The sequence below is a fragment of the Chitinilyticum piscinae genome (assembly GCF_015223195.1).
Taxonomy (GTDB): Bacteria; Pseudomonadota; Gammaproteobacteria; order Burkholderiales; family Chitinibacteraceae; genus Chitinilyticum; species Chitinilyticum piscinae.
This window is the reverse complement of the sequence record NZ_JADFUA010000003.1, coordinates 250,773-271,382: the sequence shown is the minus strand read 5'-3', so window position 1 is coordinate 271,382 and position 20,610 is coordinate 250,773. Positions and strand designations below refer to the sequence as shown.

At 63.4% G+C, this 20,610-nt stretch carries 18 protein-coding genes; 13 read left to right on the top strand and 5 right to left on the bottom strand.

The genetic code is table 11. The annotated features are described in order from the left end of the window. Positions 1 to 77 precede the first annotated feature (77 nt). From INR99_RS07160 to INR99_RS07150, 3 genes are read right to left on the bottom strand one after another with little or no spacing between them, the layout of a single operon-like run. On the bottom strand, positions 78 to 1,529 hold the full coding sequence (locus INR99_RS07160; RefSeq protein ID WP_194115637.1) for a hypothetical protein: 1,452 nt from the start codon (positions 1,527 to 1,529) through the stop codon (positions 78 to 80). Next, complete coding sequence (locus INR99_RS07155) at positions 1,522 to 1,962, bottom strand: DNA polymerase III subunit chi (RefSeq protein ID WP_194115636.1); 441 nt, start codon at positions 1,960 to 1,962, stop codon at positions 1,522 to 1,524. The genes INR99_RS07160 and INR99_RS07155 overlap by 8 nt, the downstream gene beginning before the upstream one ends. Beyond that, positions 1,963 to 3,432 (bottom strand): leucyl aminopeptidase, encoded by a 1,470-nt coding sequence (locus INR99_RS07150; protein ID WP_194115635.1) that lies wholly within the window; start codon positions 3,430 to 3,432, stop codon positions 1,963 to 1,965. 107 nt (positions 3,433 to 3,539) lie between these two features. Here INR99_RS07150 and lptF point away from each other — a divergent pair, with 107 nt between their 5' ends. The 6 genes from lptF to INR99_RS07120 all read left to right on the top strand — a co-directional run bounded on the left by lptF (position 3,540) and on the right by INR99_RS07120 (position 10,503). Continuing rightward, positions 3,540 to 4,604 (top strand): LPS export ABC transporter permease LptF, encoded by a 1,065-nt coding sequence (gene lptF / locus INR99_RS07145; protein ID WP_194115634.1) that lies wholly within the window; start codon positions 3,540 to 3,542, stop codon positions 4,602 to 4,604. Positions 4,605 to 4,607: 3 nt separating this feature from the next. Continuing rightward, positions 4,608 to 5,690: an LPS export ABC transporter permease LptG gene (gene lptG / locus INR99_RS07140; protein WP_228098133.1), complete on the top strand. Its 1,083-nt coding sequence runs from the start codon at positions 4,608 to 4,610 to the stop codon at positions 5,688 to 5,690. A 69-nt stretch (positions 5,691 to 5,759) separates the two neighbouring features. Further along, positions 5,760 to 6,773 carry a UDP-glucose 4-epimerase GalE gene (gene galE, locus INR99_RS07135; protein WP_194115632.1) on the top strand — a complete coding sequence of 338 codons (1,014 nt, stop codon included), beginning with the start codon at positions 5,760 to 5,762 and terminating at the stop codon, positions 6,771 to 6,773. Between the two features lie 357 nt (positions 6,774 to 7,130). Further along, positions 7,131 to 8,414, top strand: a complete 1,284-nt coding sequence (locus INR99_RS07130; protein WP_194115631.1) for a flippase — start codon at positions 7,131 to 7,133, stop codon at positions 8,412 to 8,414. Continuing rightward, positions 8,411 to 9,427, top strand: a complete 1,017-nt coding sequence (locus INR99_RS07125; protein ID WP_194115630.1) for a glycosyltransferase family 2 protein — start codon at positions 8,411 to 8,413, stop codon at positions 9,425 to 9,427. Before INR99_RS07130 ends, INR99_RS07125 begins: the two co-directional genes overlap by 4 nt. After that, the gene (locus INR99_RS07120; protein WP_194115629.1) at positions 9,424 to 10,503 is read left to right on the top strand and encodes a glycosyltransferase; all 1,080 of its coding nucleotides are present in this window, start codon (positions 9,424 to 9,426) and stop codon (positions 10,501 to 10,503) included. Before INR99_RS07125 ends, INR99_RS07120 begins: the two co-directional genes overlap by 4 nt. A gap of 7 nt (positions 10,504 to 10,510) precedes the next feature. Here INR99_RS07120 and INR99_RS07115 read toward each other — a convergent pair whose 3' ends face one another. Further along, positions 10,511 to 10,981, bottom strand: coding sequence for a hypothetical protein (locus tag INR99_RS07115; RefSeq protein WP_194115628.1), 471 nt, complete (start codon positions 10,979 to 10,981; stop codon positions 10,511 to 10,513). Between the two features lie 74 nt (positions 10,982 to 11,055). After that, positions 11,056 to 11,394: a DUF5684 domain-containing protein gene (locus INR99_RS07110; protein WP_194115807.1), complete on the bottom strand. Its 339-nt coding sequence runs from the start codon at positions 11,392 to 11,394 to the stop codon at positions 11,056 to 11,058. A 222-nt stretch (positions 11,395 to 11,616) separates the two neighbouring features. Between INR99_RS07110 and INR99_RS07105 the strand changes: the two genes are divergently transcribed. From INR99_RS07105 to INR99_RS07075, 7 genes are all read left to right on the top strand, one after another. After that, positions 11,617 to 12,423 carry a glycosyltransferase gene (locus INR99_RS07105; protein WP_194115627.1) on the top strand — a complete coding sequence of 269 codons (807 nt, stop codon included), beginning with the start codon at positions 11,617 to 11,619 and terminating at the stop codon, positions 12,421 to 12,423. After that, positions 12,420 to 13,262 carry a glycosyltransferase gene (locus INR99_RS07100; protein ID WP_194115626.1) on the top strand — a complete coding sequence of 281 codons (843 nt, stop codon included), beginning with the start codon at positions 12,420 to 12,422 and terminating at the stop codon, positions 13,260 to 13,262. Before INR99_RS07105 ends, INR99_RS07100 begins: the two co-directional genes overlap by 4 nt. After that, entirely contained in the window at positions 13,255 to 14,385 is a 1,131-nt protein-coding gene (locus tag INR99_RS07095) for a glycosyltransferase (RefSeq protein WP_194115625.1), read from the top strand. The genes INR99_RS07100 and INR99_RS07095 overlap by 8 nt, the downstream gene beginning before the upstream one ends. After that, positions 14,382 to 15,842 carry an undecaprenyl-phosphate galactose phosphotransferase WbaP gene (gene wbaP / locus INR99_RS07090; protein ID WP_194115624.1) on the top strand — a complete coding sequence of 487 codons (1,461 nt, stop codon included), beginning with the start codon at positions 14,382 to 14,384 and terminating at the stop codon, positions 15,840 to 15,842. Before INR99_RS07095 ends, wbaP begins: the two co-directional genes overlap by 4 nt. A gap of 4 nt (positions 15,843 to 15,846) precedes the next feature. After that, positions 15,847 to 16,173, top strand: coding sequence for a low molecular weight protein tyrosine phosphatase family protein (locus tag INR99_RS07085; protein ID WP_194115623.1), 327 nt, complete (start codon positions 15,847 to 15,849; stop codon positions 16,171 to 16,173). Positions 16,174 to 16,283: 110 nt separating this feature from the next. Beyond that, complete coding sequence (argA, locus tag INR99_RS07080) at positions 16,284 to 17,603, top strand: amino-acid N-acetyltransferase (protein ID WP_194115622.1); 1,320 nt, start codon at positions 16,284 to 16,286, stop codon at positions 17,601 to 17,603. Positions 17,604 to 17,771: 168 nt separating this feature from the next. Then, the gene (locus INR99_RS07075) at positions 17,772 to 20,582 is read left to right on the top strand and encodes a bifunctional diguanylate cyclase/phosphodiesterase (RefSeq protein WP_194115621.1); all 2,811 of its coding nucleotides are present in this window, start codon (positions 17,772 to 17,774) and stop codon (positions 20,580 to 20,582) included. The last annotated feature ends 28 nt before the right edge of the window (positions 20,583 to 20,610 follow it).

Sequence of the window (20,610 nt, the reverse complement as noted above, 5' to 3'; positions counted from 1 at the left end):
GATTGTTGTTGTGGGGTATGTGCCTGCAGGCTAGTTAATCAAAAGCCTGCAGGCAGGTATGGTTCTGGGTATGCGGGTCAGTCGAGCAGGCCGCGGTCTTTCAGCTCGTCCTGCACCAGCGCGACGATGCGTTCGCCGATTTTGCTTTCCAGCTCGGCACAGACGGCATCGGTTAGCTGGCGCAGCGTGTCGCCGTAGAGCGAGCTCATCAGCTTGGCAAAGTGCTGGCGCGTAAGCTGCTCGACTTCCGCGGTGATCTCGACGGCGAGGTGTGCCCCGACCATGGCCGAAATCGACTCGACATCGCTATCGGTCAGTTTCGCCGGTGGCGGTGGCTCGGCCGCTGCCTGCGGTGCCACCGCAGCGGCTGGCAGCGCGGCCAGTGGCGTTTCGCCGAGGAGCGCACCCAGTTCCTCGTCCGGGCCGGGCTCGATGCTGAGTACGTCGCCGCTTTCGGGGTCTTCCCAGATCAGCGCGGCGGGCTCGTCGACTTCCTTGACCGTGACCGCCGGGGTGGTGGCATGCGCCAGCCAGTCATCGTCGGTCGGCGACGCCGCAGGGGGCGTATTCAGTGCCCAGTAGGCCGGATCGAGCTGGGCCGCGGCATCGTGGGCGGCCGGCACCTGCATGGCAGGAAAACCGCTGTCGCTGATGGCCGGGGCGGGCGCCAGCGGTTCGGTCGTCTCCGTGGCCAGTTCCGGTTCGCTGATATTCCAGTACTGGTCGTCCAGTACCGCCGTTTCGGCTGGCAGGTCGGGAAAGGCGGGGATACTGGCGGCGATGGTGCTGGAAACGTCGACCAGCTCGACCACCGCGGGTTCGCTTGCCGGGGCTGCAACAGGATCGGGCGATGCGGGTGCTTCTGCTGCGGCGTCAGGTGTCAGGACGGGCTCGCTGCTGTCCAGCACAACCGGGATGCCCCAGGCATCGGTCTGCATGGCCGGGGCGGTCTGCTGGTGGCTTTCGGCCTCGCGATCCAGTGCCAGGGTGATGTCGTCGTCCTCGGCCGCAGGGTTTTCCGGCGTCGCGGCGTCGTCTTGCTCGGCCGCCGGCGCAAACGGGTTGTCGCCGCCGGCAGTCAGGGCATCCAGATCCAGCAGCGGCAGATCCATAAACAGCGCGTCGTCGGCCTTCGCGGTAGCGGCCACGGCCGCGTTCGGCGCGGTGTCGGGACTTGCGCTGGCTTGCGCCTCCTCGGTCGGCAGCTCGGGCGCTGGCGGCGGGCGCAGAAACTCGTCCGGATCGAACATCAGCCCGCCCGGAGGCAGCGGCGGCGTCGCCGCTGCCGTGGTGCTGGGCGGAGCCTTGACCAGCTCGCCCGGGTCGAACATCAGCCCGCTATCGGGGCCGCGCTCTTCCAGTTCGAGCACCGGCAGGGGGATTTCGTCCTGCAGAACGGGAATCTCGGGGGCGATGGTTTCCTGCGTGAGGACCGGAATGTCGTCCTCCTGCGTCTGCGCACGGCCTCGGTGGCGAGCCATCAGCGCGTTCATCTTGTTGAAGAGCGGATTGATGCTGTCATCAGCCACGGCGGCCTTGCTCCTGCAAGTCGATGGCGCGCGGAGTAACTCCGGCAGCCTTGTAATCCAGCCAGCGCGCGCGGGCGCGGGCACGTTCATCATCGTCCTGATCGACAATTTCGATCAGCCGGGTGCAGCCGGCCGGCGGCGTGATGGCTGCACCGGTCCAGTTGAAGACCACCGGATTGGCCGGCAGCAGAGCGGGGCGGTGATCGACGATCACCGGGGTTGCCGCTGCACGCGGATCATCCGCGGCGCAGTGCGGCAGAAAGCCGGTCTGCGGAATGCTCCACAGCAGGCGGTCGAGCTCATGGGCGTCGCCTTCGCTGGCAGCCAGCACGCTGATGCGCAGGCCCTGTGCCAGTGCCTTGGCGGCAAGCTGGCACAGCGCCGTCTCGCGACTGCGCACATTGAAGTAGAAGCTCAGGTCGACGTCGCTCACTTACTTGACCTGCTTGCTCAGGAACTCGACCAGCAGCGGTACCGGCCGGCCCGTCGCGCCCTTGGCTGCGCCGGATTTCCAGGCTGTGCCGGCGATGTCCAGATGCGCCCAGCGGTAGTCCTTGGCAAAGCGCGACAGGAAGCAGGCGGCAGTAATGGCGCCACCGGGGCGGCCGCCGATATTGGCCATGTCGGCAAAATTGGACTTGAGCTGCTCCTGGTATTCGTCGTACAGCGGCAGGCGCCAGGCCTTGTCGTCCGCGGCGCGCGAGGCGGCCAGCAGGTCATCGGCCAGCTCGTCGTCATTGGCAAACAGGCCGGTGGTGACATTGCCCAGCGCGATGACGCAGGCACCGGTCAGCGTGGCGATGTCGATGACGACGTCGGGCTTGTACTTGGCGGCAAAGGTCAGCGCATCGCAGAGGATGAGGCGGCCTTCGGCGTCGGTATTGAGGATTTCGATGGTGAGGCCGGCCATGCTGGTGACCACGTCGCCGGGCTTGGCGGCATTGCCGGCCGGCATGTTTTCGCAGGACGGAATTACGCCGACCAGATTGACCGCCAGGCCGAGTTCGGCAACGGCACGGAAGACCCCCAGGACGGTGGCGGCGCCGCACATGTCGTATTTCATTTCGTCCATGGCTTCGCCGGGTTTGAGCGAAATGCCGCCGGAATCAAAGGTGATGCCTTTGCCAACCAGCGCGACCGGCTTCTGGCCCTTCTTGCCGCCCTTGTACTGCAGCACGATGAGCTTGGGGGCTTCGCTGGAGCCTTTGGCTACCGCGAGGAAGGAACCCATGCCGAGCTGTTCGAGTTCGTGGCGTTCCAGTACGTCGCAGCCAAGGCCGAATTCGCGTGCCAGCTCACGGGCGCGGTCGGCCAGAATCGTCGGGGTACAGAGGTTGCCCGGGGTGTCGCCCAGTTCGCGGGTGAGGTTCATGCCATGCCCGAGCGCCAGCCCCTTGGCCAGCCCCTGTTCGAGGCCTTCGGCGTCGCCCTTTTTGGCATGGCTGAGCTGGATGTGCGCGAGTTTCCTGGCAGGGGAGCTTGCGGATTTCCACTGGCCCGGCTGGTACTGGGCGAGTTTGACGGCCTGCGCAAAGGCGGCGGCCAGTTCGCCCTGCAGGCTTTTCTTGCTGGCGGCATGCGCCAGGTAGCTGGTGGCGCTGGCCGGGTCGGCCGCCACCAGGGCGCTGGCGGCGGCTCGGGCGGCGGCCAGCAGGTCGGCAGCAGTCTCGCCGGTCTGTACCAGCAGCAGTTTGCGTGCGGCAACCTTGCCGGAGAGCAGCAGCAGTTGCGTGCTGCCCGCCTTGGCCGGCAGATCGCCGGCGGCGACCAGTTCGCCGATCCGGCCGGCCAGCACGTCGTCGAGTTCACGGGTGATGTCGGGCAGGGTCTTGCCGCTTACCGGCAGAATGAGGCATTCGGCGCTGTCAGAGACGGGGCGCAGCTGTTTTATGGTAAATTCCACGGCGAACTCCTGATCGCATACTTACAATGCGGTGTCCGGCAATGCAGTCCGGGCACACATTTCCGGATTATCGTCCTTCATATTTTCCAAAGTCAAAACCGGCCTGCATGCTTTTTCGCAAACGTCTTGTCAATGAAATGATCTGGGTAGCGCTGGGGCTGTTTGTCGTCCTGCTGCTGATCGTGCTGACGACCCAGATCGTGCGTCTGCTCGGCGAAGCCGCCGTGGGCGCACTGGCGTCCAGCGCCGTCTGGGTGGTGATGGGCTTTGCCGCAGTGCGCTACCTGCCCGTGCTGCTGTCGCTGATGCTGTTCGTGTCGGTGCTGTCGGTGATGACGCGGCTGTGGAAAGACAATGAAATGGTCGTGTGGTTTGCCAGCGGTCGCTCGATTGCCGACTTCATCCGTCCGGTACTGGGGCTGGCGATTCCGGTGGTGGCGCTGATCGCCGCGATGTCACTGTTCGTTTCGCCCTGGGCGCAGCAGAAAAACCGCGAGTTCCGCGAGGCGGCGCTGGCCAAGCAGGACATGACCCAGCTTTCGCCCGGGGTGTTCCGTGAGGCGGGGAGCGCCGACAAGGTGTATTTCGTCGAGAATTTCTCCGGTCTGGCGCAGTCGGGCAATAACGTGTTCATGCAGATCCGCCGCAATGGCAAGATCAGTTACGTGCTGGCCGAGCGTGGCGGGCTGCATGTTGATGAGGCCGGTGATCGCTGGGTGTGGCTCAAGGATGCCCGCGCCTACGAGGCCTTGCCCGGCACGCTCAACTACGACCTGCTGCACATGGCCGAAGGCCGGGTGCGCCTGGATGACCCCAAGCCGGCACCGGTCAGTCCGTCGACGCAGGCTCTGCCGACCGCCCGCCTGCTGGGCAGCCCGGTGTCCGAGCATCAGGCCGAATTGCACTGGCGTCTGGCGCTGCCGATCGCCACGCTGATTCTGGCGCTGGCGGCGATTCCGCTGGCGTTTTTCAATGCCCGTGGCGGGCGAATGGTCAACATCCTGTTCGCCGGCATTCTGGCGTTTGCCTATTACAACTGCATGAATGTCGCACAATCCTGGCTTTCTGCCGGCAAGATTCCCGGCTGGATCGGCATGTGGCCGCTGCATCTGCTGGCGGCCGCGCTGACCGTCTGGCTGTTCTGGTGGCGTTCCCGCCTCAGGAGGGGCTGAGTGATGTCTCGTCTGGGCTGGTATCTGGCGCGGGAAGTCGTCAATTACATCTTTGCGACCCTGCTGGTGCTGCTGTCGCTGTTTGTGTTCTTCGATCTGATTGGCGAACTGGGGAATGTCGGCAAAGGGGGCTACACCTTCGGTGCCGCGCTGTGGTACGTGCTGCTGGAGTCGCCGTCGCGCATCTACGAATTGCTGCCGGTCTCGGTGCTGATCGGCGCGGTGTTCGCGCTTTCCAGCATGGCCGGCAATTCGGAAATCGTCGTTATGCGCGCAGCTGGCGTGTCGGTGGCCCGCTTTGCCCGCTGGTTGACGCTGATTGGCGTGGTATTTGCGCTACTGACCGTGCTGGTGGGGGAGGTGCTGGCGCCAGAGGCGTCAACGGCCGCCAACAATTACCGCATGAAGGCGACCAAATCGGTGCTGGCGGGCAATTTCAAGTCCGGCATCTGGGTAAAGGACGGCCAACAGATCGTCAATATTGCCTCGATGCTGCCTGACCTCAGCCTGCAGGGCGTGCGGATCGTGCAGGTCGCCAGCGATGGCGCCCGACTGGAGCGACTGACCGAAGCAGGCCGCGCGCGCTATCTGGGTGAGGGCCGCTGGGCTTTGCAGGAGGTTCGCGAAACGGCGTTCAGCCGCGATTTCGGCGGCGCGGCGCTGCAGGTTCGTGCGGCGCAGGACTGGCAGTCGCAGATTTCGCCGGACATGCTGGCTGTTCTGATGGTCAAGCCCAATGAGATGTCGGTGCTGGCGCTGGTGCGCTATGTCGAACATCTGGACCAGAATCGCCAGCGGACGCAGCGCTACGATCTGGCGCTGTGGAGCAAAATCTTCTATCCGCTGGCCGCCATTTCGATGATCCTGATCGCGCTGCCGTTTGCCCTGTTGCAGCGGCGCAGCGGCAATGTCGGCGTGCGGATTTTCTTCGGCATTCTGCTGGGGGTGGGGTTCAACTTCCTGAACCGCGTGGTGATGCATGTCGGCGACCTGTATTCGCTGCCGCCGGTGCTGATTACTTTCCTGCCTTCGGCGGTGCTGTTTGGCATTGCCGGCTGGCTGTTGTGGCGCGTTGAGCGCAGCTGATCGGCTGATGTCTTTTTCCCCTGCCTGGCTGCAAGGCCTCGCACAGGGTAGATTTGAGGATACATTGACATGTATGTGCTTCTGACCGGCGGTGCTGGCTATATCGGTTCGCATACCTACCTGGAATTGTGCGAGGCCGGTTTTACGCCGGTGATATTCGACAACTTCAGCAATGCCAAGCCCGAGGCGTTGCGCCGGCTGGAAATGCTGTCAGGCAAGCCGGTGCTCTGCATTGAAGGCGACATCCGTGATCGTGTCGCGCTGGATGCCGCTTTCGCGGCCTACCCATTCTCGGCGGTGGTGCACTTTGCCGGGCTCAAGGCCGTCGGCGAATCGGTGGCCAAGCCGCTGATGTACTACGACAACAATGTGGTCGGTACCGTGCGCCTGCTGGAGGCGATGGTGGCGGCCCGGGTGACGCAGCTGGTGTTTTCCAGCAGCGCCACGGTGTACGGCGATCCGGCCAGCGTGCCCATCCGCGAGGATTTTCCGCTCTCGGCGACCAATCCCTATGGCCGCAGCAAGCTGATGATCGAAGACATGCTGCGGGATTTCAGCCTGGTCAATCCGGACTGGAACATCGCCCTGTTGCGCTATTTCAATCCGGTCGGGGCGCACCCCAGTGGCCAGATCGGCGAGGACCCGCAGGGCATTCCGAACAACCTGATGCCCTTCGTTGCCCAGGTGGCGGTCGGCAAGCGCGCGCAGTTGTCGGTCTTCGGCGGCGATTACCCGACGCACGATGGCACCGGCGTGCGCGATTACATCCACGTGGTCGATCTGGCGCGCGGCCATGTCAAGGCGCTGCAGAAGCTGCAAACCGCCCCGGGGCTGCTGACGGTCAATCTGGGAACCGGTACCGGCTATTCGGTGCTGGATATGGTGCATGCCTTCGAGAAGGCTTCCGGTCGTCCGGTGCCCTATCAGATCGTTGCACGTCGCGCGGGTGATGTGGCGGCCTGCTACGCCGACCCGGCCTTGGCCCGCGAGCAGCTGGGCTGGACGGTGGAAAAGACACTGGACGACATGTGCGCGGATAGCTGGCGCTGGCAGAGTGCCAACCCCAACGGTTACGGCGACTGACATGCGCGCGGGGCTGCTGGCGCTGGCAGTCCTTGTGCTGGGCTGGCTGCTCTTGGGGATCGGTGCCGCCATTGCACTTGCCGTACTGATCGCCGCCGTGCTTGCGGTGCTGAAGCGCTGACCTTGTGCGCTTTCCTCCGGAGGGATCGTCTTGCCTCTTCCGGATTGGAAGTTGGTCGGTTTCTTTCTTGCTGCTTTTGCCATTGTTTTTGGTGTTGAAAGACCGTGGGTGTGTCGGGTGCGGGCCCCGAAAACAGACACCGTTTTACCCACAGAATGCCCTGGACGGATACGCCGGCCTGCGCGGGCGGCGCCGCAAGCAGGTAAGATACGGCCATCGTCTGCAGGCTGATGTCCGTGTTTGATTCCCGCCTCAAATCCACGATTGTTGCGCTTTACCTGATCCAGGGGCTCAACTATCTGGTGTCTTTTGTCACCTTTCCCTTTCTGGCGCGCACGCTGGGGGCAGATGGCTTTGGTGTCATGAATTACGCCTTTGCCGCCATTCAGTATGGCGTGCTGGTCACGGATTTCGGCTTCAATCTCTCCGCTGTGCGTGATCTGGCGCAGGTGCGGGACGACCGCGATGCGGCGGCGCGGGTCTTCTGGAAGGTCACCTGGGCCAAGACGCTGCTGATGCTGGCCTCGTCGCTGGTGCTGCTGGTGCTGACCTTTGCCTTGGGAAGCTGGCGCGAGCACTGGGGGGTATTTGCCGCCAGCCAGCTCTACATTCTGAGCTCCGTGCTATTCCCCATCTGGTATTTCCAAGGCTACGAGAAGATGCAGCTCGCCAGCGGCATGATGGTGGTGGCGCGCGCCGCGACGCTGGGCTTTCTGCTGGTCTTTGTCGATGGCCCCGAGGACGTGGTGTTGGCCGTCTTGCTGCAGGCGACGCCGCAAGTGCTGGCCGGCCTGTTCTGGTGTGTTAGCGGCTGGGGTGTGGCGCCGCCGCCGTGGTTGCGGGTGTCGCCCCGCGAGCTGTATCAGGCACTGCGTGCCAGCTGGCCATTTTTCCTCTCTGCGATTTCGACCAGCCTGTACACGACCTCGACCGCCGTGCTGCTGGGGTTCTTTGCCGCGCCCGCGCAGGTGGGGCTGTTTGCTGCCGCCAACAAGCTGGTCTACATCGCGCAAGGCCTGATCGGGCCGCTGGTGCAGGCGACCTATCCGCGGATTGCCCAGTTGGTTGCGCACGACCAGCCGGCTGCACTGGCGCTGATACGCCGCGCCTGGCGGCTGCAGGGCGGAGCCGGTTTGGCGATGACGCTGGGGCTGATCGTCTGCACGCCGCTGCTGATCTGGGTTCTGGGTAGCTCCTATGCACAGGCTGATGCGGTGATGATCCTGCTGGCGCCGGTCATCCTGCTGGGGGCGCTGTCGTATGTGTATGGCCAGCAGACCCTGCTGGTGTTCGGCCATGAGCGCTATTTCAGCCGGGTGCTGGTCCTGGCCGGCCTGCTCAATGTGGCGCTGATGCTGCTGGTGCTGGCGCCCTGGGCGCTGCCGGCGCAGGCGGGCGGCGCCGAGTGGTTCCCCGGCGCGGCCAATCGTGCCGCGCTGTGTGTGCTGCTGGTGGAAGGCTTTATCGTGGGCGCGTTCTGGCTGCGCGCACGACGGATTTATGCGGAGATCGGCTCATGAGCTGCCCCCTGGTGAGTTTTGTGCTGCCCTGCTATAACGCGGCGGGGTATCTTCAGGAAACCCTAGACTCCATTGTTCGTCAGTCATATACCCGTTGGGAGTGCGTCGCGATTGATGATGGTTCAACCGATGCTACGCTGGCCATCCTGCAGACGGCGGCGCGCCGTGATCCGCGCTTTCGCGTCATCAGTCGTGACAACCGTGGCCTGATTGCGACGCTGAACGAGGGGATCGCCGCCGCGGAAGGCGAATGGATCGCCCGGATCGATGCCGATGACCTGTGTACCGATGACCGGCTCGAGCGCCAGCTGATGCGCGTGCAGGAAACCGCTGCCGATGTTTGTGGTGCCTGGGTGCATTTCTTCGGTGACCGCGATGGCGAATGGCATTTGCCGACCTCGGATGCCGGGATTCGCGCGATGCTGCTGTTCAATTCGGCGCTGGCGCATCCGACCGTGCTGGCGCGCCGTGAGCTGCTGCTGGCCCATCCGTATGCGGCCGACGCCCGCCATGCGGAAGATTACGCACTCTGGTGTGCGCTGGCGCGCGCAGGCGCCCGCTTTACCACGGTGCCGCGTGTGCTGCTGCATTACCGTACCCACGCCGGACAGATCACCCAGAGCAAGCGTGACGAGTTGCGCGAAACCGCGATGCGCGTGCGGCTGGGCTATGCGCAGTGGGCGCTGCCGGTGCCGCTGCAGGCGCTGGCGGACCGCTTTGCCGAGCTGGCCGAGCCGGGGCGCTTGCTGAGTACTGGCGAATTCCGCGAGTTCATGGGCATTTTGCGCCAGCTTGCCGTGCTGATGGACGGGGCGCGCAGCGTGCTGGGTGAAGTGTGGCTGGATGCATTGCAGCGCACCCAGGGTTTGCATGCAGGTATGCTGCCGGAAGTCATGCTCTATCATGCCTCCATGCCAATACCCATGGCGGAAATGGGCAAGTGGCGCAAGCTGCTGCTGCGTATGGGGATGAGCGACTGGCTGTGGCAGACGCTGAAGCAGGTTCGGGCGTGAAGGTCGCCATTTTTCTGCGTGATCTGGGGCTCGGCGGCGTCGAGCGCTGTGCGGTGCTGGTTGGTGAAGGGCTGGTGGCCCGGGGTTTCGACGTCACGCTGGTGTTGCTGGGAGGTCATCGCAATCTCTGGGAGGCGCGCATCCGCCAGGTGAAGGTCGTCGATCTGTCGGCGCAGTGGCAGCCGCTCAAGCCGTGGACATGGCTCAAGGGCTGGCGGGCGGCGCGGCGCATCGCCCGCGAACATGATGTCGTGATCGCCGGTACCTTCCTGCTGCCGCTGTATATGGCCTTTGCGGCGACCCGCGGCCTGGGCAAGCGCGTGCTGGGCTGGGTGCATGGGCCCATGGCCGAGCTGGACGCCTTTGCCCGCATGAACCCGGTGCACCGTTTTGCCTGCCGGTATGTGTATCGCCGGCTGGATGAGCTGATCTTTGTATCGCAGCATGCGCGCGAATCCCTGTCGCGCTGGCTGGGGGAGGCACCACGCCCCGGCTGGCAGGTGCTGCCCAATTTCATCGACGACGCAGACCCGGCAGGCTCGCCCCCGCTGCCGCGCGAACCGTCCGCGCTGCTGCGCATGGTGTTTGTGGGGCGCATCGCCGAAGAAAAACAGCCGGGACTGTGGCTGGACGCACTCGCCGAATTGAATGCCCGGGCCCTGCCGGCACAGCTCACCGTCGTTGGGGATGGCCCGCTCGAAGGCTGGCTGCGCGACGAGGCGCAACGACGCGGACTTGCGGAGCAGCTAGTACTGGCGGGCCGTCAGGAGGAGGTTGCGCCTTACCTGCAGGCGGCTGACGTGCTGCTGTTGACCTCCAGCTTCGAGGGTTGCCCGCTGGTCGTGCTGGAGGCGATGGCCCAGGGGCTGCCGGTGGTGTCGACCAATGCCGGCGGGGTGTATGAGCTGTTTGGCGAGCGGCGCGGCGAGTTTGTGGTCGACGAGGCCAGCGGTGCTGCTCTGGCCGGGCTGCTGCAGCGGCAGGATCGTGCCGCATTGAGCTGGTGGCTGCTGGAAAGGGCTGTGCGGTACTCAGCGAAAACCACGCTGGAAAAGTGGCAGAAACTCTTAGATTGAAGCGGAGCTATCTGCTTTCGAAGTGTTCTAACAGGGTATAGTAGCGGCATAAGCGCTCCTTATGCTCGGGCTTGCCTTCCAGCTGATCCACCAGGTTGCGTATCAGGTAATACTCTCGTTCCGTGCGAATTTTGCCCCGATTCAGCACCTTCTGCAGTTTGGCGGCTTCTTGCTCCAGAAACTGGGGATATTCCTGTTCTAGGGCTGCATAGTATGCAGCAATCACCTGTGGCCGGATTGCACATGGGTAGCCGCCGAAGCCCTCAGGTATTTCACGTAAACCCTGCAACCACCCTTCTGCCAACTGGCCGCGAGTGACCTTTTTTTCCGAGAGCCATTGTTCTGTTTGCTGTTTGGTCTGACCGTATCGTCTTGCTTCTTCGCGGATACGCTCATCGGGTAACGCGGCAAGGGCTAGGTAAAAGGCGTCGAAGGTGGCAAGCAGAGTATCAAAGCGGGTGCGTTTACGAGCTGTCATTCGGGTTGGGCTCAAATTGAATGAACAAAAACCGCCTCAAGGGCGGTTTTTGTATGCGGTGATACAGCGTGAGATCAAGCGGCTTCGTTGTACTCGGCGTCGCCGAAGCCCAGCATCGGGACAAAGATGAACGGCAGGAACACCAGGCCGATACCAAAGCCGGCACCCTTGCCGAATTTCTTGGCCAGCTCCAGATAGATCATGATCAGCGCAACGAAGTTGACCAGCGGGATCAGCAGCAGCACGATCCACCACAGCGGCTTCTTCACGATTTCGAGCAGCACGATGAAGTTGTAGATCGGAACGATCGATGCCCAGCCCGGCTTGCCGGCCTTGGTGTAGGTTTTCCAGAAGCCGGCAACGATACCGACGATGATGGCCAGATAGATGATCACGCCAATGAGAGCGCCCATGAAGTACTCCTTGTCCAGATTGATTGAGGCGAGTGCCTGAAAGATGGAATAAACATGATCGGGGTGTTGCATGTCAAAAATCATTCTCAGTTTGTAAGTTTGTGTTGCATTTAAGTAGGGGAAACACCTTACCCGAAAGCCCGGGCGACAGTTTGTTACGGCCGCGGGCAGTCAAGCTGCTGCGCAGACGGTAAAATCGCGCTTTTGCTTCCGTGCTTCGCCATGAACCGTGCCGCGCTGCTGATCCCGCATTACAACAACCCGCAGGGGTTGCTCGCGTCGCTGGCATCGGTGGGCGTTGACGAAGCGGTGGATGTCTTTGTCGTCGACGATGGCAGCACCCGCGCAACGATCGACGAAGCCGCTGCGCAGGCCGCGTTTCGCGCGCGGGGCGAGCTGCATTTTCTCTATCTGCCGGTGAATGCCGGCATCGAGTACGCGCTCAATACCGGGCTGGAAGCGATGCTGGCGGCTGGCTATGAGTTCTGTGCGCGGCTGGATTGCGATGACCTGAACGTATCCGACCGCATCCGCCGCCAGATGGCGTTTCTGGATGCACACCCCGAGGTGTATCTGGTCGGCAGTGCCGTCACCTTTTTTGATGCTTCGGGTGACCGCTTCACGATCCGCCAGCCGCAAACGCACGCTGAGATCGTGCGGCAGATGCACAAGGACAATGCCTTCACCCATCCGGCGGTGATGTTCCGCCTGGCGGGCGTGCGCGAAATCGGCCTGTACCCGCTGGATTGCAAGGCGGCAGAAGATTTTGCGTATTTCTGGCAGTTCATTACTCGCTACCAGACGGCCAACCTGCCTGACGTGCTGGTGAAAAGCGAATACAACGACAGCGGCATCTCGCTGAGCCGCCGCCGCCAGCAGCAGGCGATGCGCCTCAAGCTGCTGGCGCGCCATTTTGACTGGAAACCGGCATCGGCCGTTAGCATGGGTAAGGCGCTGGCCTCGTTCGCGCTGCCCTTGTCGGTGACGCGGGGCATCAAGAAACTGCTAGGCCGCAAGGATTGGGCATGACCGAACAATTGCACAGGCAGCCCGTGCTGCTGCTGATCCCGCATTACAACAACCCGCAGGCGCTGAACGCCTCGCTGGCGTCCATAGGCGCGGACGAGCCTTGCGATGTGCTGGTGGTGGACGACGGCAGCACGCGCGCGCCGATTGACGAGGCCGGCGCGCGTGCGGCGTTTAAGGGGCGTGGCGTGCTGCGCTTTCTGTCCCTGCCGCAGAACAAGGGCATCGAGGGGGCGCTGAACGCCGGCCTGCAGTGGGCGCAATCGCGCGGCTACGAATTCATTGCCCGGCTGGATTGTGGTGACCTGAATGTATCTGACCGCATCCAGCGCCAGTTAAGCTTTCTGGAGCAGCACCCCGAGGTGTATCTGCTTGGCGGTGCGGCGCGCTTTGTCGACCAGCAGGGCGTCGAGCAATTCGTCTTGCGCCATCCCGAACGCCATGAGGACATCGTGCAGACGATGCGCAAGAACTCGGCTTTCGTCCATCCGGCGGTGATGTACCGCACCGCAGGGCTGGCAACGACCGGGCTGTATCCGCTGGATGCGCCGGCAGCGGAGGATTACGCGCTGTTCTATGCCTTTGTGCGGCATTTCAGGGTGGCCAATCTGCCCGAGGTGCTGATCCATTACGAGCTCGACCCCGGCGGCATTTCGCTGTCCAAGCGGCAGAAGCAGCTTGCCTCGCGGCTGAAGGTGCAAAAGGCCAATAGCGACGGCTCGCTGGCGGCGCTGGCCGGCCGGCTGCGTACGCGCGGGCTGATGCTCATGCCCTATGGGCTGGTGTTCCGGTTGAAGGCTGCATTGCGGCGTACCTCGCGCAAGGCCACGGGCGATGACTGAGCTGCCTGCGGTATCCAGCCGGCACCACATCGTGCACGTGGTTGAATCGTTCGCCGGCGGCACGCTATCGATGGTGACCGTCATGGCCAACGGTCAGGCTACTGATGGCCATCGCGTGACCGTCATCCACTCGCAGCGCGAAGATACACCGCTTAACTGGCGAGAATTGTTCCACGCGGAGATCCATTTCATTCACGTGCCGATGTGCCGTGCGATCAATCCGCTGCAGGATTTCCGCGCCGGCCGGGCGCTGGTGCACTGGCTGACGGAGCTTGCGCCGGATGTGGTGCACCTGCATTCGAGCAAGGCCGGTGCGCTGGGGCGCCTTGCCAGCCTGTTCGTCAGGCTGCCGGGCACGCGCTGGTTCTTCTCGCCGCATGGCTTGTCCTTTCTGCAGCGCGAAGCGGGGCGGATCAAGAATCTGGTGTTCCTGCTGCTGGAAAAGTTGCTGGTGCACATTCCGGTGAGCTTTATTGCCTGCTCGGACAGCGAGGCGGCCAAGATTCGACGTACCCTTGGGGGTACGGTGCTGGTGGTCAATAATTCTGTAGATTTGGCGTCAATACCTGCATTAAATAATGGCGGCCAGCGTCTGCGTATCGGCATGGCCGGGCGCGTGACCACCGCGCGCAATCCCGAGCTGTTTGCCCGCATCGCCACCACGCTGACCCAGCCCGGCGTCGAATTCGTCTGGATCGGCGGCGGCGAGGAGGCCGGCGAGGCAGCGCTGAAGAAGGCCGGTGTTACGCTGACAGGCTGGCAGACGCGTGCGCAGACGCTGGCGCAGCTGGCCACGCTGGATATCTACCTGCAGACGTCGCGCTGGGAAGGGCTGCCGGTGGCGGTGCTCGAAGCGATGGGCGCCGGCCTGCCGGTGCTGGCGACCGATATCGACGGCAACCGTGATCTGGTGGAAAACGGCAACACTGGCTGGCTGTGCCGCGATGCCGACGATTTCGTCGCCCGGCTGGCGGAATTGATTGACCATCCGCCGCTGCGCCGCGTACTCGGTGCGGCCGGACGTGCGAAAATCGAGCGTGGCTATACGCTGGCCACCATGATGCGTACGCTGTACGCCGCCTATGGCCTGCAGGCACAAGGCAAGAAAGAGGATACCCCGTGAGTAGTGAAAAACACCTGCAGCCCGAACGGGCCAAACCCTGGCTGGCACTGGCCGACCTGACTGCCCTGCTGCTGTCGTTCGCGCTGGCTCTGCTGCTGCTGTGGTTGACGCGCTATCACCGCATCAGCGCCAGCTTCGCCATGTGGTGGCAATGGGAAGGGCAGCAGCAGGCGCTGGCCTTTCTGGGGCTTTCGCTGATTACGGTGGCGAGCTTCTGGGGGCGCGGGCATTACAGCCTGCGCATGCCGTTCTGGGATGAACTCGGCGCGGTACTGCGCTGGTTGTTCATCGCCGCGCTGTTGAATGGCATGCTGGTGCTGCTGGGCAAGTACACGGTATCGCGTTTCCTGTGGCCGGTATCCTGGGGGCTGGCCATGCTGCTGCTGCCGGTGTTCCGCGGCCAGATGAAGCGCTACCTGCTGCGCTGTGGCATCTGGCAGCTGCCCAGCGTGATTCTGGGTACCGGCCGCAATGCCGTCGATGCCTGGCACGCGCTCAACAGCGAGCGCCAGCTTGGTTTCGTGATTGAGCGTTTTGTCGCGCTCACACCCGATGCGCCGGGCAGCGTCGAGCTGGGCGAAGTGAGCCTGCCGGTCGAGCGCCTTGATCCGGCCCGGCTGACCGGCTGGCTGGCTGAGCAGGGCAAGCCGCATGTAGTGATCGCGTTGGAAGCCAGCGAGCTCGCCGCGCTGGACGCCCAGATCGAGCAGCTGAGCCTCAGATACAAGAACATCCACGTCATCCCGCCACTGGGGGGCTTGCCGCTGTTTGGCGCCATTACCAACCATTTTTTCAGCCACGAAGTGCTGCTGCTGCGCGTGACCAACAATCTGACGGTCAAGCCGCTGATGGCGCTCAAGCGGGCCTTTGATCTCTTTGGCGCGGCCTGCGGCCTGCTGGCGCTGGCGCCGCTGTTCCTGTACGTGGCCTGGCGCATCAAGAAGGAAGGCGGGCCGGGTGACGTGTTCTTCGGTCATGTGCGCGTCGGCATGAACGGCAAGCCGTTCAAGTGCTGGAAATTCCGCACGATGGTGCACAATTCGCAGGAAGTGCTGGATAAACTGCTGGCGACTGATCCGCAAGCGCGCGCCGAGTGGGACAAGGATTTCAAGCTGAAAAACGATCCGCGCATCACCCGGATCGGTGCATTTTTACGCAAGACCAGTCTGGATGAAATCCCGCAGCTGTGGAATGTGCTGCTGGGTGAAATGAGTCTGGTCGGCCCGCGGCCCATCATCGAAGAGGAGCTGGCGCGCTACGGCGAGCGCGTCGATTTCTATCTGGAAGCACGCCCAGGGCTCACCGGACTGTGGCAGGTGTCCGGGCGCAATGACACCACCTACGATGAACGCGTGGCGCTGGATGCCTGGTATGTGAAAAACTGGAACCTGTGGTACGACATCGCCATCGTCTGCAAGACGGTCAAGTCGGTGGTTGCCGGGCGCGGGGCATACTGAGCGGATGATCCGCGTGCTGTTCGTCTGCAGCCGCAACCGCCTGCGCAGCCCGACCGCCGAGCAGGTCTTTGCCGGTCTGCCGGGGGTGGAAACCGCATCGGCCGGGCTGGCGCCGGATGCCGAGCTGCCGCTGGATGCCGATTTGCTGGCCTGGGCGACGCTGGTTCTGGTGATGGAGAAAACGCACCTGCGCCGGTTGAAGCAGCGCTTTGCGCGGCAGCTGCAGGGCAAGCGTGTGGCGTGTCTGGACATTCCTGACAACTACGCCTTCATGCAGGATGAGCTGGTGCAGCTATTGCGAGCCAGAGCCAGTCGATATTTACGGTTTTGATGGGTATTTGCTTGTATCCATTGCTAATAAATGACTGTGGATTTATGGGTGTGTATGTATGTCGGCGCGTGCCGGCGTGCGCGGGTGGATTTTGAAAGGCAGGTATTGCTATGCATGATTTCGTCGAATGGTTCCGTCAGGCCGCACCCTATATCCACGCTTTCCGTGGCCGTACCTTCGTGATCGCGCTGGGTGGCGAGGTGGTGCGCGATGGCAAGTTCGCCACGCTGACGCACGACATCAACCTGCTGACCAGCCTTGGTGTGCGGCTGGTGGTGGTGCACGGTGCCCGCCCGCAGATTGATGCCCGCATGGCGGAAAAGGGGCTGGAGCCGCAATACCTGCATGGCCTGCGCGTCACCGACGCCGAAACCCTTACCTGCGTGATCCAGGCCGTCGGCCAGGTGCGCGTCGAAATTGAATCGTGGCTGTCGATGGGGCTGGCGAATTCGCCGATGGCCAACGCCGACATCCGCGTATCGGCCGGCAATTTCATCACCGCGCAGCCGATGGGCGTTCGCGACGGCATTGATCTGCAATACACCGGAGAAGTGCGCAAGGTCGATACCACCGCGATCCGCTACCGGCTGGACGACGGCGAAATGGTGCTGCTCTCCACGCTGGGCTATTCGACCACCGGCGAGGTGTTCAACGTGCCGCTGGAAGACGTGGCCACCAAGACCGCGATTGCGCTGCGTGCCGACAAGATGCTGTTCCTGTTCGGGCAGGACGGCGTGGTTGATCTCAAGGGTGAGCTGCTCAACGAGCTGACCGCGCTGGAGGCCGAGCAGTTTCTCGCCGAGCACCCGGATGCCAACGAGGACATCCGCCTCTACCTGCCGTGCGCGATCCGCGCGGTACGCCAGGGCGTGGCGCGCGCGCATCTGATTTCGCATCATGTCGACGGCTCGCTGCTCATGGAGCTGTTCACACACGACGGTATCGGCACGATGATCTCGCGTGATGCGCTGGAAAACCTGCGCGAAGCAAGCATCGATGATGTGGGCAAACTGATCGCGCTGATCGAGCCGCTGGAGGAACAGGGCGTGCTGGTGAAGCGCGGCCGCGAGCTGATCGAGCGCGAAATCCACCGCTACTCGGTGCTGGAGCACGACGGCAAGATCATCGGCTGCGTGGCCATGCACCCCTTTCCCGACAGCAATATGGCCGAAATGGCCTGTCTGGTCGTGCATCCGGACTACCGGGATGAAAATCGTGGCGAGGAGCTGCTCAAGCACATCGAGCAGCGCGCCCGCCAGCAGGGCATCCGCCAGCTCTTCGTGCTGACCACGCGCACCGCGCACTGGTTTCTCGAGCGCGGCTTCGTGCAGGCGACCGTCGATGCGCTGCCGATGGAAAAGAAAGAACTCTACAACTACCAGCGCCGCTCGAAGGTTTTCATCCGCCAGATCGGCAAATCCGGCAGCTGATCCGTACTCGACGGTGGCTGCCGCAGTGGGGCTGCCGTCCGGCTTTGCCCGGAAATACACACCGCGGCATGCTGAGCCTAGGCTGCATGCACCAGCTCTGCTAACCTCCTGCGAAGCTGGGCGCATTGCTTGACTGCGCCTGATCAGCGTTCACTTGCGGAGAAGTTCTTGCGTCTGCGTCTTCCCGGTTTCCTGCGCAGTCATCTGCTGCTTGCCACCCTGCTGCTGCAGGGGCTGCTGCTGCTTGCGGTCTACGCCAGCATTGCCTCGCTGTGGCAGGCCGCCGTGCGGGATAATCTGGAAAATCGCGTCAAGAACACCTCGCGTCTGCTGTCCGGCGTCATTGCCTCGGACTGGGCTGACGGGCATCGCGAGCATCTGGCCAGCCTGCTGGATACCTTCCGCTCTCCGGAGAGCATCGATTACCTGCTGGTGCGCGACGAGGCCGGCACCGTCGTTGCAGCCCGTGGCTGGGATGCCAGCAAGCCCCTGCCCGAGGCCACCCGGCTCGAGGATGGCGGTGCTCTGCCGCAGCTGGTGCATGTCCGCGTGCCGCTGCGCCATGGCTATACCCGGCTGGGCGAGCTGTATTTCGGCCTGTCCACCCAGGGGGTGAATGGCATGCTGCAGCAGACACTTTCGATGAATGTGATTCTGCTGCTGGCCGTGCTGCTGCTGGCGGCACTGCTGCAACTGGGCTTGGGGTACTGGATGATGCGGCAGCTCGGGCGGCTGACGGCGCTGGTTGAGGATACCAGCAGTGGCCGGCCGGTCAGCGAGCTGCCTGCGGCCAGCGGACTGGAAGCGCGGTTGCAGGGGCGCTTTCTGCGTCTGGCCAGCAGCATTCGCGAGCGTTTTGCCGCGCTGCAGGAAAACGAAGCCCGTTTCCATGCCATTGCCGATTTCACCTTCTCCGCCGAACTGTGGCTGGATCCGCAAGGCCGGCTGGTGTGGATCAATGCCTCGATCGAGCGCCTGTGCGGTTATACCGTGGCCGAGTGCGGCTTGCTGGAGCATTTTCCGGTCGGGCTGGCTCACCCCGACGAGCGCAACCGGCTCGCCGATACGCTGCGCGATGCGCTGGCCGAGCGCAGCCGGGTGTCCGATTTCGAATTCCGTGCCGTGCGCCGTGACGGCTCGGCTTTCTGGGCGGCGGCATCGTGGCAGCCGCTGTTTGACAGCGCCGGCAACTGGCAGGGCTTGCGCGCCAGTATCCGCGATATTTCCGAGCAGAAGGATGACCGCCTGGCCCTGCGCCGGGCCGTGATCGAGCTGCAGCAGATCCAGTCGCTGGGCCAGAGCTATCTGCAGCGCGCGGATGCCGAGCGCGCGCGGCTGATGGCCCTGCTGTCGGCCATGCGCTTCGGGGTGCTGTTTGTCGACGACGAGAACCGCATCCTGTTTCACAACCCGGCCTTTGCCGAGTTGTGGGGGCTGCCCGGCGACGCGCAGCTGAACGGCCGGCCGCTTGGGCAGGTGTTGCAGCTGGCGCAGAACCAGCCCGCACTGAACGACATGGCGGTGTATTACCTCGAGGCGCTGGCGCTGGGTGACGAGCGGGTGGACTTCGGCATGCTGACCATGAACGATGGCCGCATCATCACCCAGTATTGCTATCGGGTGCTGGATGCCCAGGGGCAGGCCAATGGCCGCATGTGGGTGTATGAGGATGTCACGCAGCAGCGCGTGATGGCCGAGCGTATGACCAGCCTCGCCGAGCGGGATGCCCTGACCGGTCTCTATAATCGCCATCGTTTCCAGATCGAGCTGGCCCGATTGTTTGCCGATGCCGAGCGTTCGGCCGATACGCTGGCGCTGCTGTATTTCGATCTGGATGAGTTCAAGTATGTGAATGACACCTTCGGCCATGGTGCCGGGGACGAACTGCTGGTGGCCATTGCCCGCGAGATCAGCCGGCTGATCCGCCATGACGAGGTATTTGCCCGGCTGGGGGGGGACGAATTTGCCATTCTGGTGCCCGGCTGTGATGCCGCTGCCGCCAGCCAGATGGCGCAGCGCATTGTCAGTGCGGTCGGGCAGTTGCAGTTCAGTACGGGGGGGCACAATCTGCGCCCGTCGTCTTCACTTGGCGTGGCGCTCTATCCCCAGCATGCGCTCAGTACGGCCGAGCTGGTCGCGCATGCTGATGCCGCCATGTATCAGGCCAAGGGCGCGGGCAAGTCGACCTGGCGCTTCTATTCCGCCGATGCCGACATGTCGCAGCACGCGCTGGCGCGGCTTTCCTGGAAAGAGCGCATCAGCCAGGCACTGGAAAACGATGGTTTCGAGCTGCACTTCCAGGGGATCTATTACGCGCAGACCGGCGAGCTGGCGCATCTGGAGGCGCTGCTGCGCATGCATGATGCCGAGCGGCCGGGCGAGATTTTCATGCCGGCCAGCTTCATTGGTCACGCCGAAAAGACCGGGAAAATCATCGACATCGACCGCTGGGTGATTCGCAAGGCGATCAGCCTGCTGGCGGAAAAGCCGGCGGCACCGTCGATTGCGGTCAATGTGTCCGGGCGCTCGTTTGACGAGCCGGGGCTGCCGGAATTCATTGCGCTGGAGCTGCGCCGTCAGGGCGTCGCGCCCGAGCGCCTGCTGGTCGAGCTGACCGAGACCGCGGCGGTGTCCGATCTGCGCGATGCGCAGCGCTTTATCGATGCCCTGCGCGCCACCGGCTGCAAGGTCTGTCTGGATGATTTCGGGGTCGGCTTTGCCTCGTTTGCCTACCTGAAGCAACTGAAGGCCGATGTGCTGAAGATCGATGGCATGTTCGTGCGCGATCTGCCCAATGACCGCGACAGCCAGATTTTTGTCCGCGGCATGGTGGCGATGGCACACGACATGGGCAAGATTACCGTGGCCGAGTTTGTCGAAAACCAGCAGATTCTCGACATGCTGATCGAATTCGGCATCGACCAGGTGCAGGGCTATCATCTCGATCGCCCGCAGAAATTCCACCCGGGGCTGCGCTGAGCAGGCTATGGCTTTACCTGGATTACTG

Coding starts and splice junctions, on each gene's coding strand:
- lptF (WP_194115634.1), top strand. CDS start 3,540: ATGCTTTTTCGCAAACGTCTTGTCAATGAAATGATCTGGGTAGCGCTG.
- lptG (WP_228098133.1), top strand. CDS start 4,608: ATGTCTCGTCTGGGCTGGTATCTGGCGCGGGAAGTCGTCAATTACATC.
- galE (WP_194115632.1), top strand. CDS start 5,760: ATGTATGTGCTTCTGACCGGCGGTGCTGGCTATATCGGTTCGCATACC.
- INR99_RS07125 (WP_194115630.1), top strand. CDS start 8,411: ATGAGCTGCCCCCTGGTGAGTTTTGTGCTGCCCTGCTATAACGCGGCG.
- INR99_RS07115 (WP_194115628.1), bottom strand. CDS start 10,981: ATGACAGCTCGTAAACGCACCCGCTTTGATACTCTGCTTGCCACCTTC.
- INR99_RS07110 (WP_194115807.1), bottom strand. CDS start 11,394: ATGGGCGCTCTCATTGGCGTGATCATCTATCTGGCCATCATCGTCGGT.
- INR99_RS07105 (WP_194115627.1), top strand. CDS start 11,617: ATGAACCGTGCCGCGCTGCTGATCCCGCATTACAACAACCCGCAGGGG.
- INR99_RS07100 (WP_194115626.1), top strand. CDS start 12,420: ATGACCGAACAATTGCACAGGCAGCCCGTGCTGCTGCTGATCCCGCAT.
- INR99_RS07095 (WP_194115625.1), top strand. CDS start 13,255: ATGACTGAGCTGCCTGCGGTATCCAGCCGGCACCACATCGTGCACGTG.
- INR99_RS07085 (WP_194115623.1), top strand. CDS start 15,847: ATGATCCGCGTGCTGTTCGTCTGCAGCCGCAACCGCCTGCGCAGCCCG.
- argA (WP_194115622.1), top strand. CDS start 16,284: ATGCATGATTTCGTCGAATGGTTCCGTCAGGCCGCACCCTATATCCAC.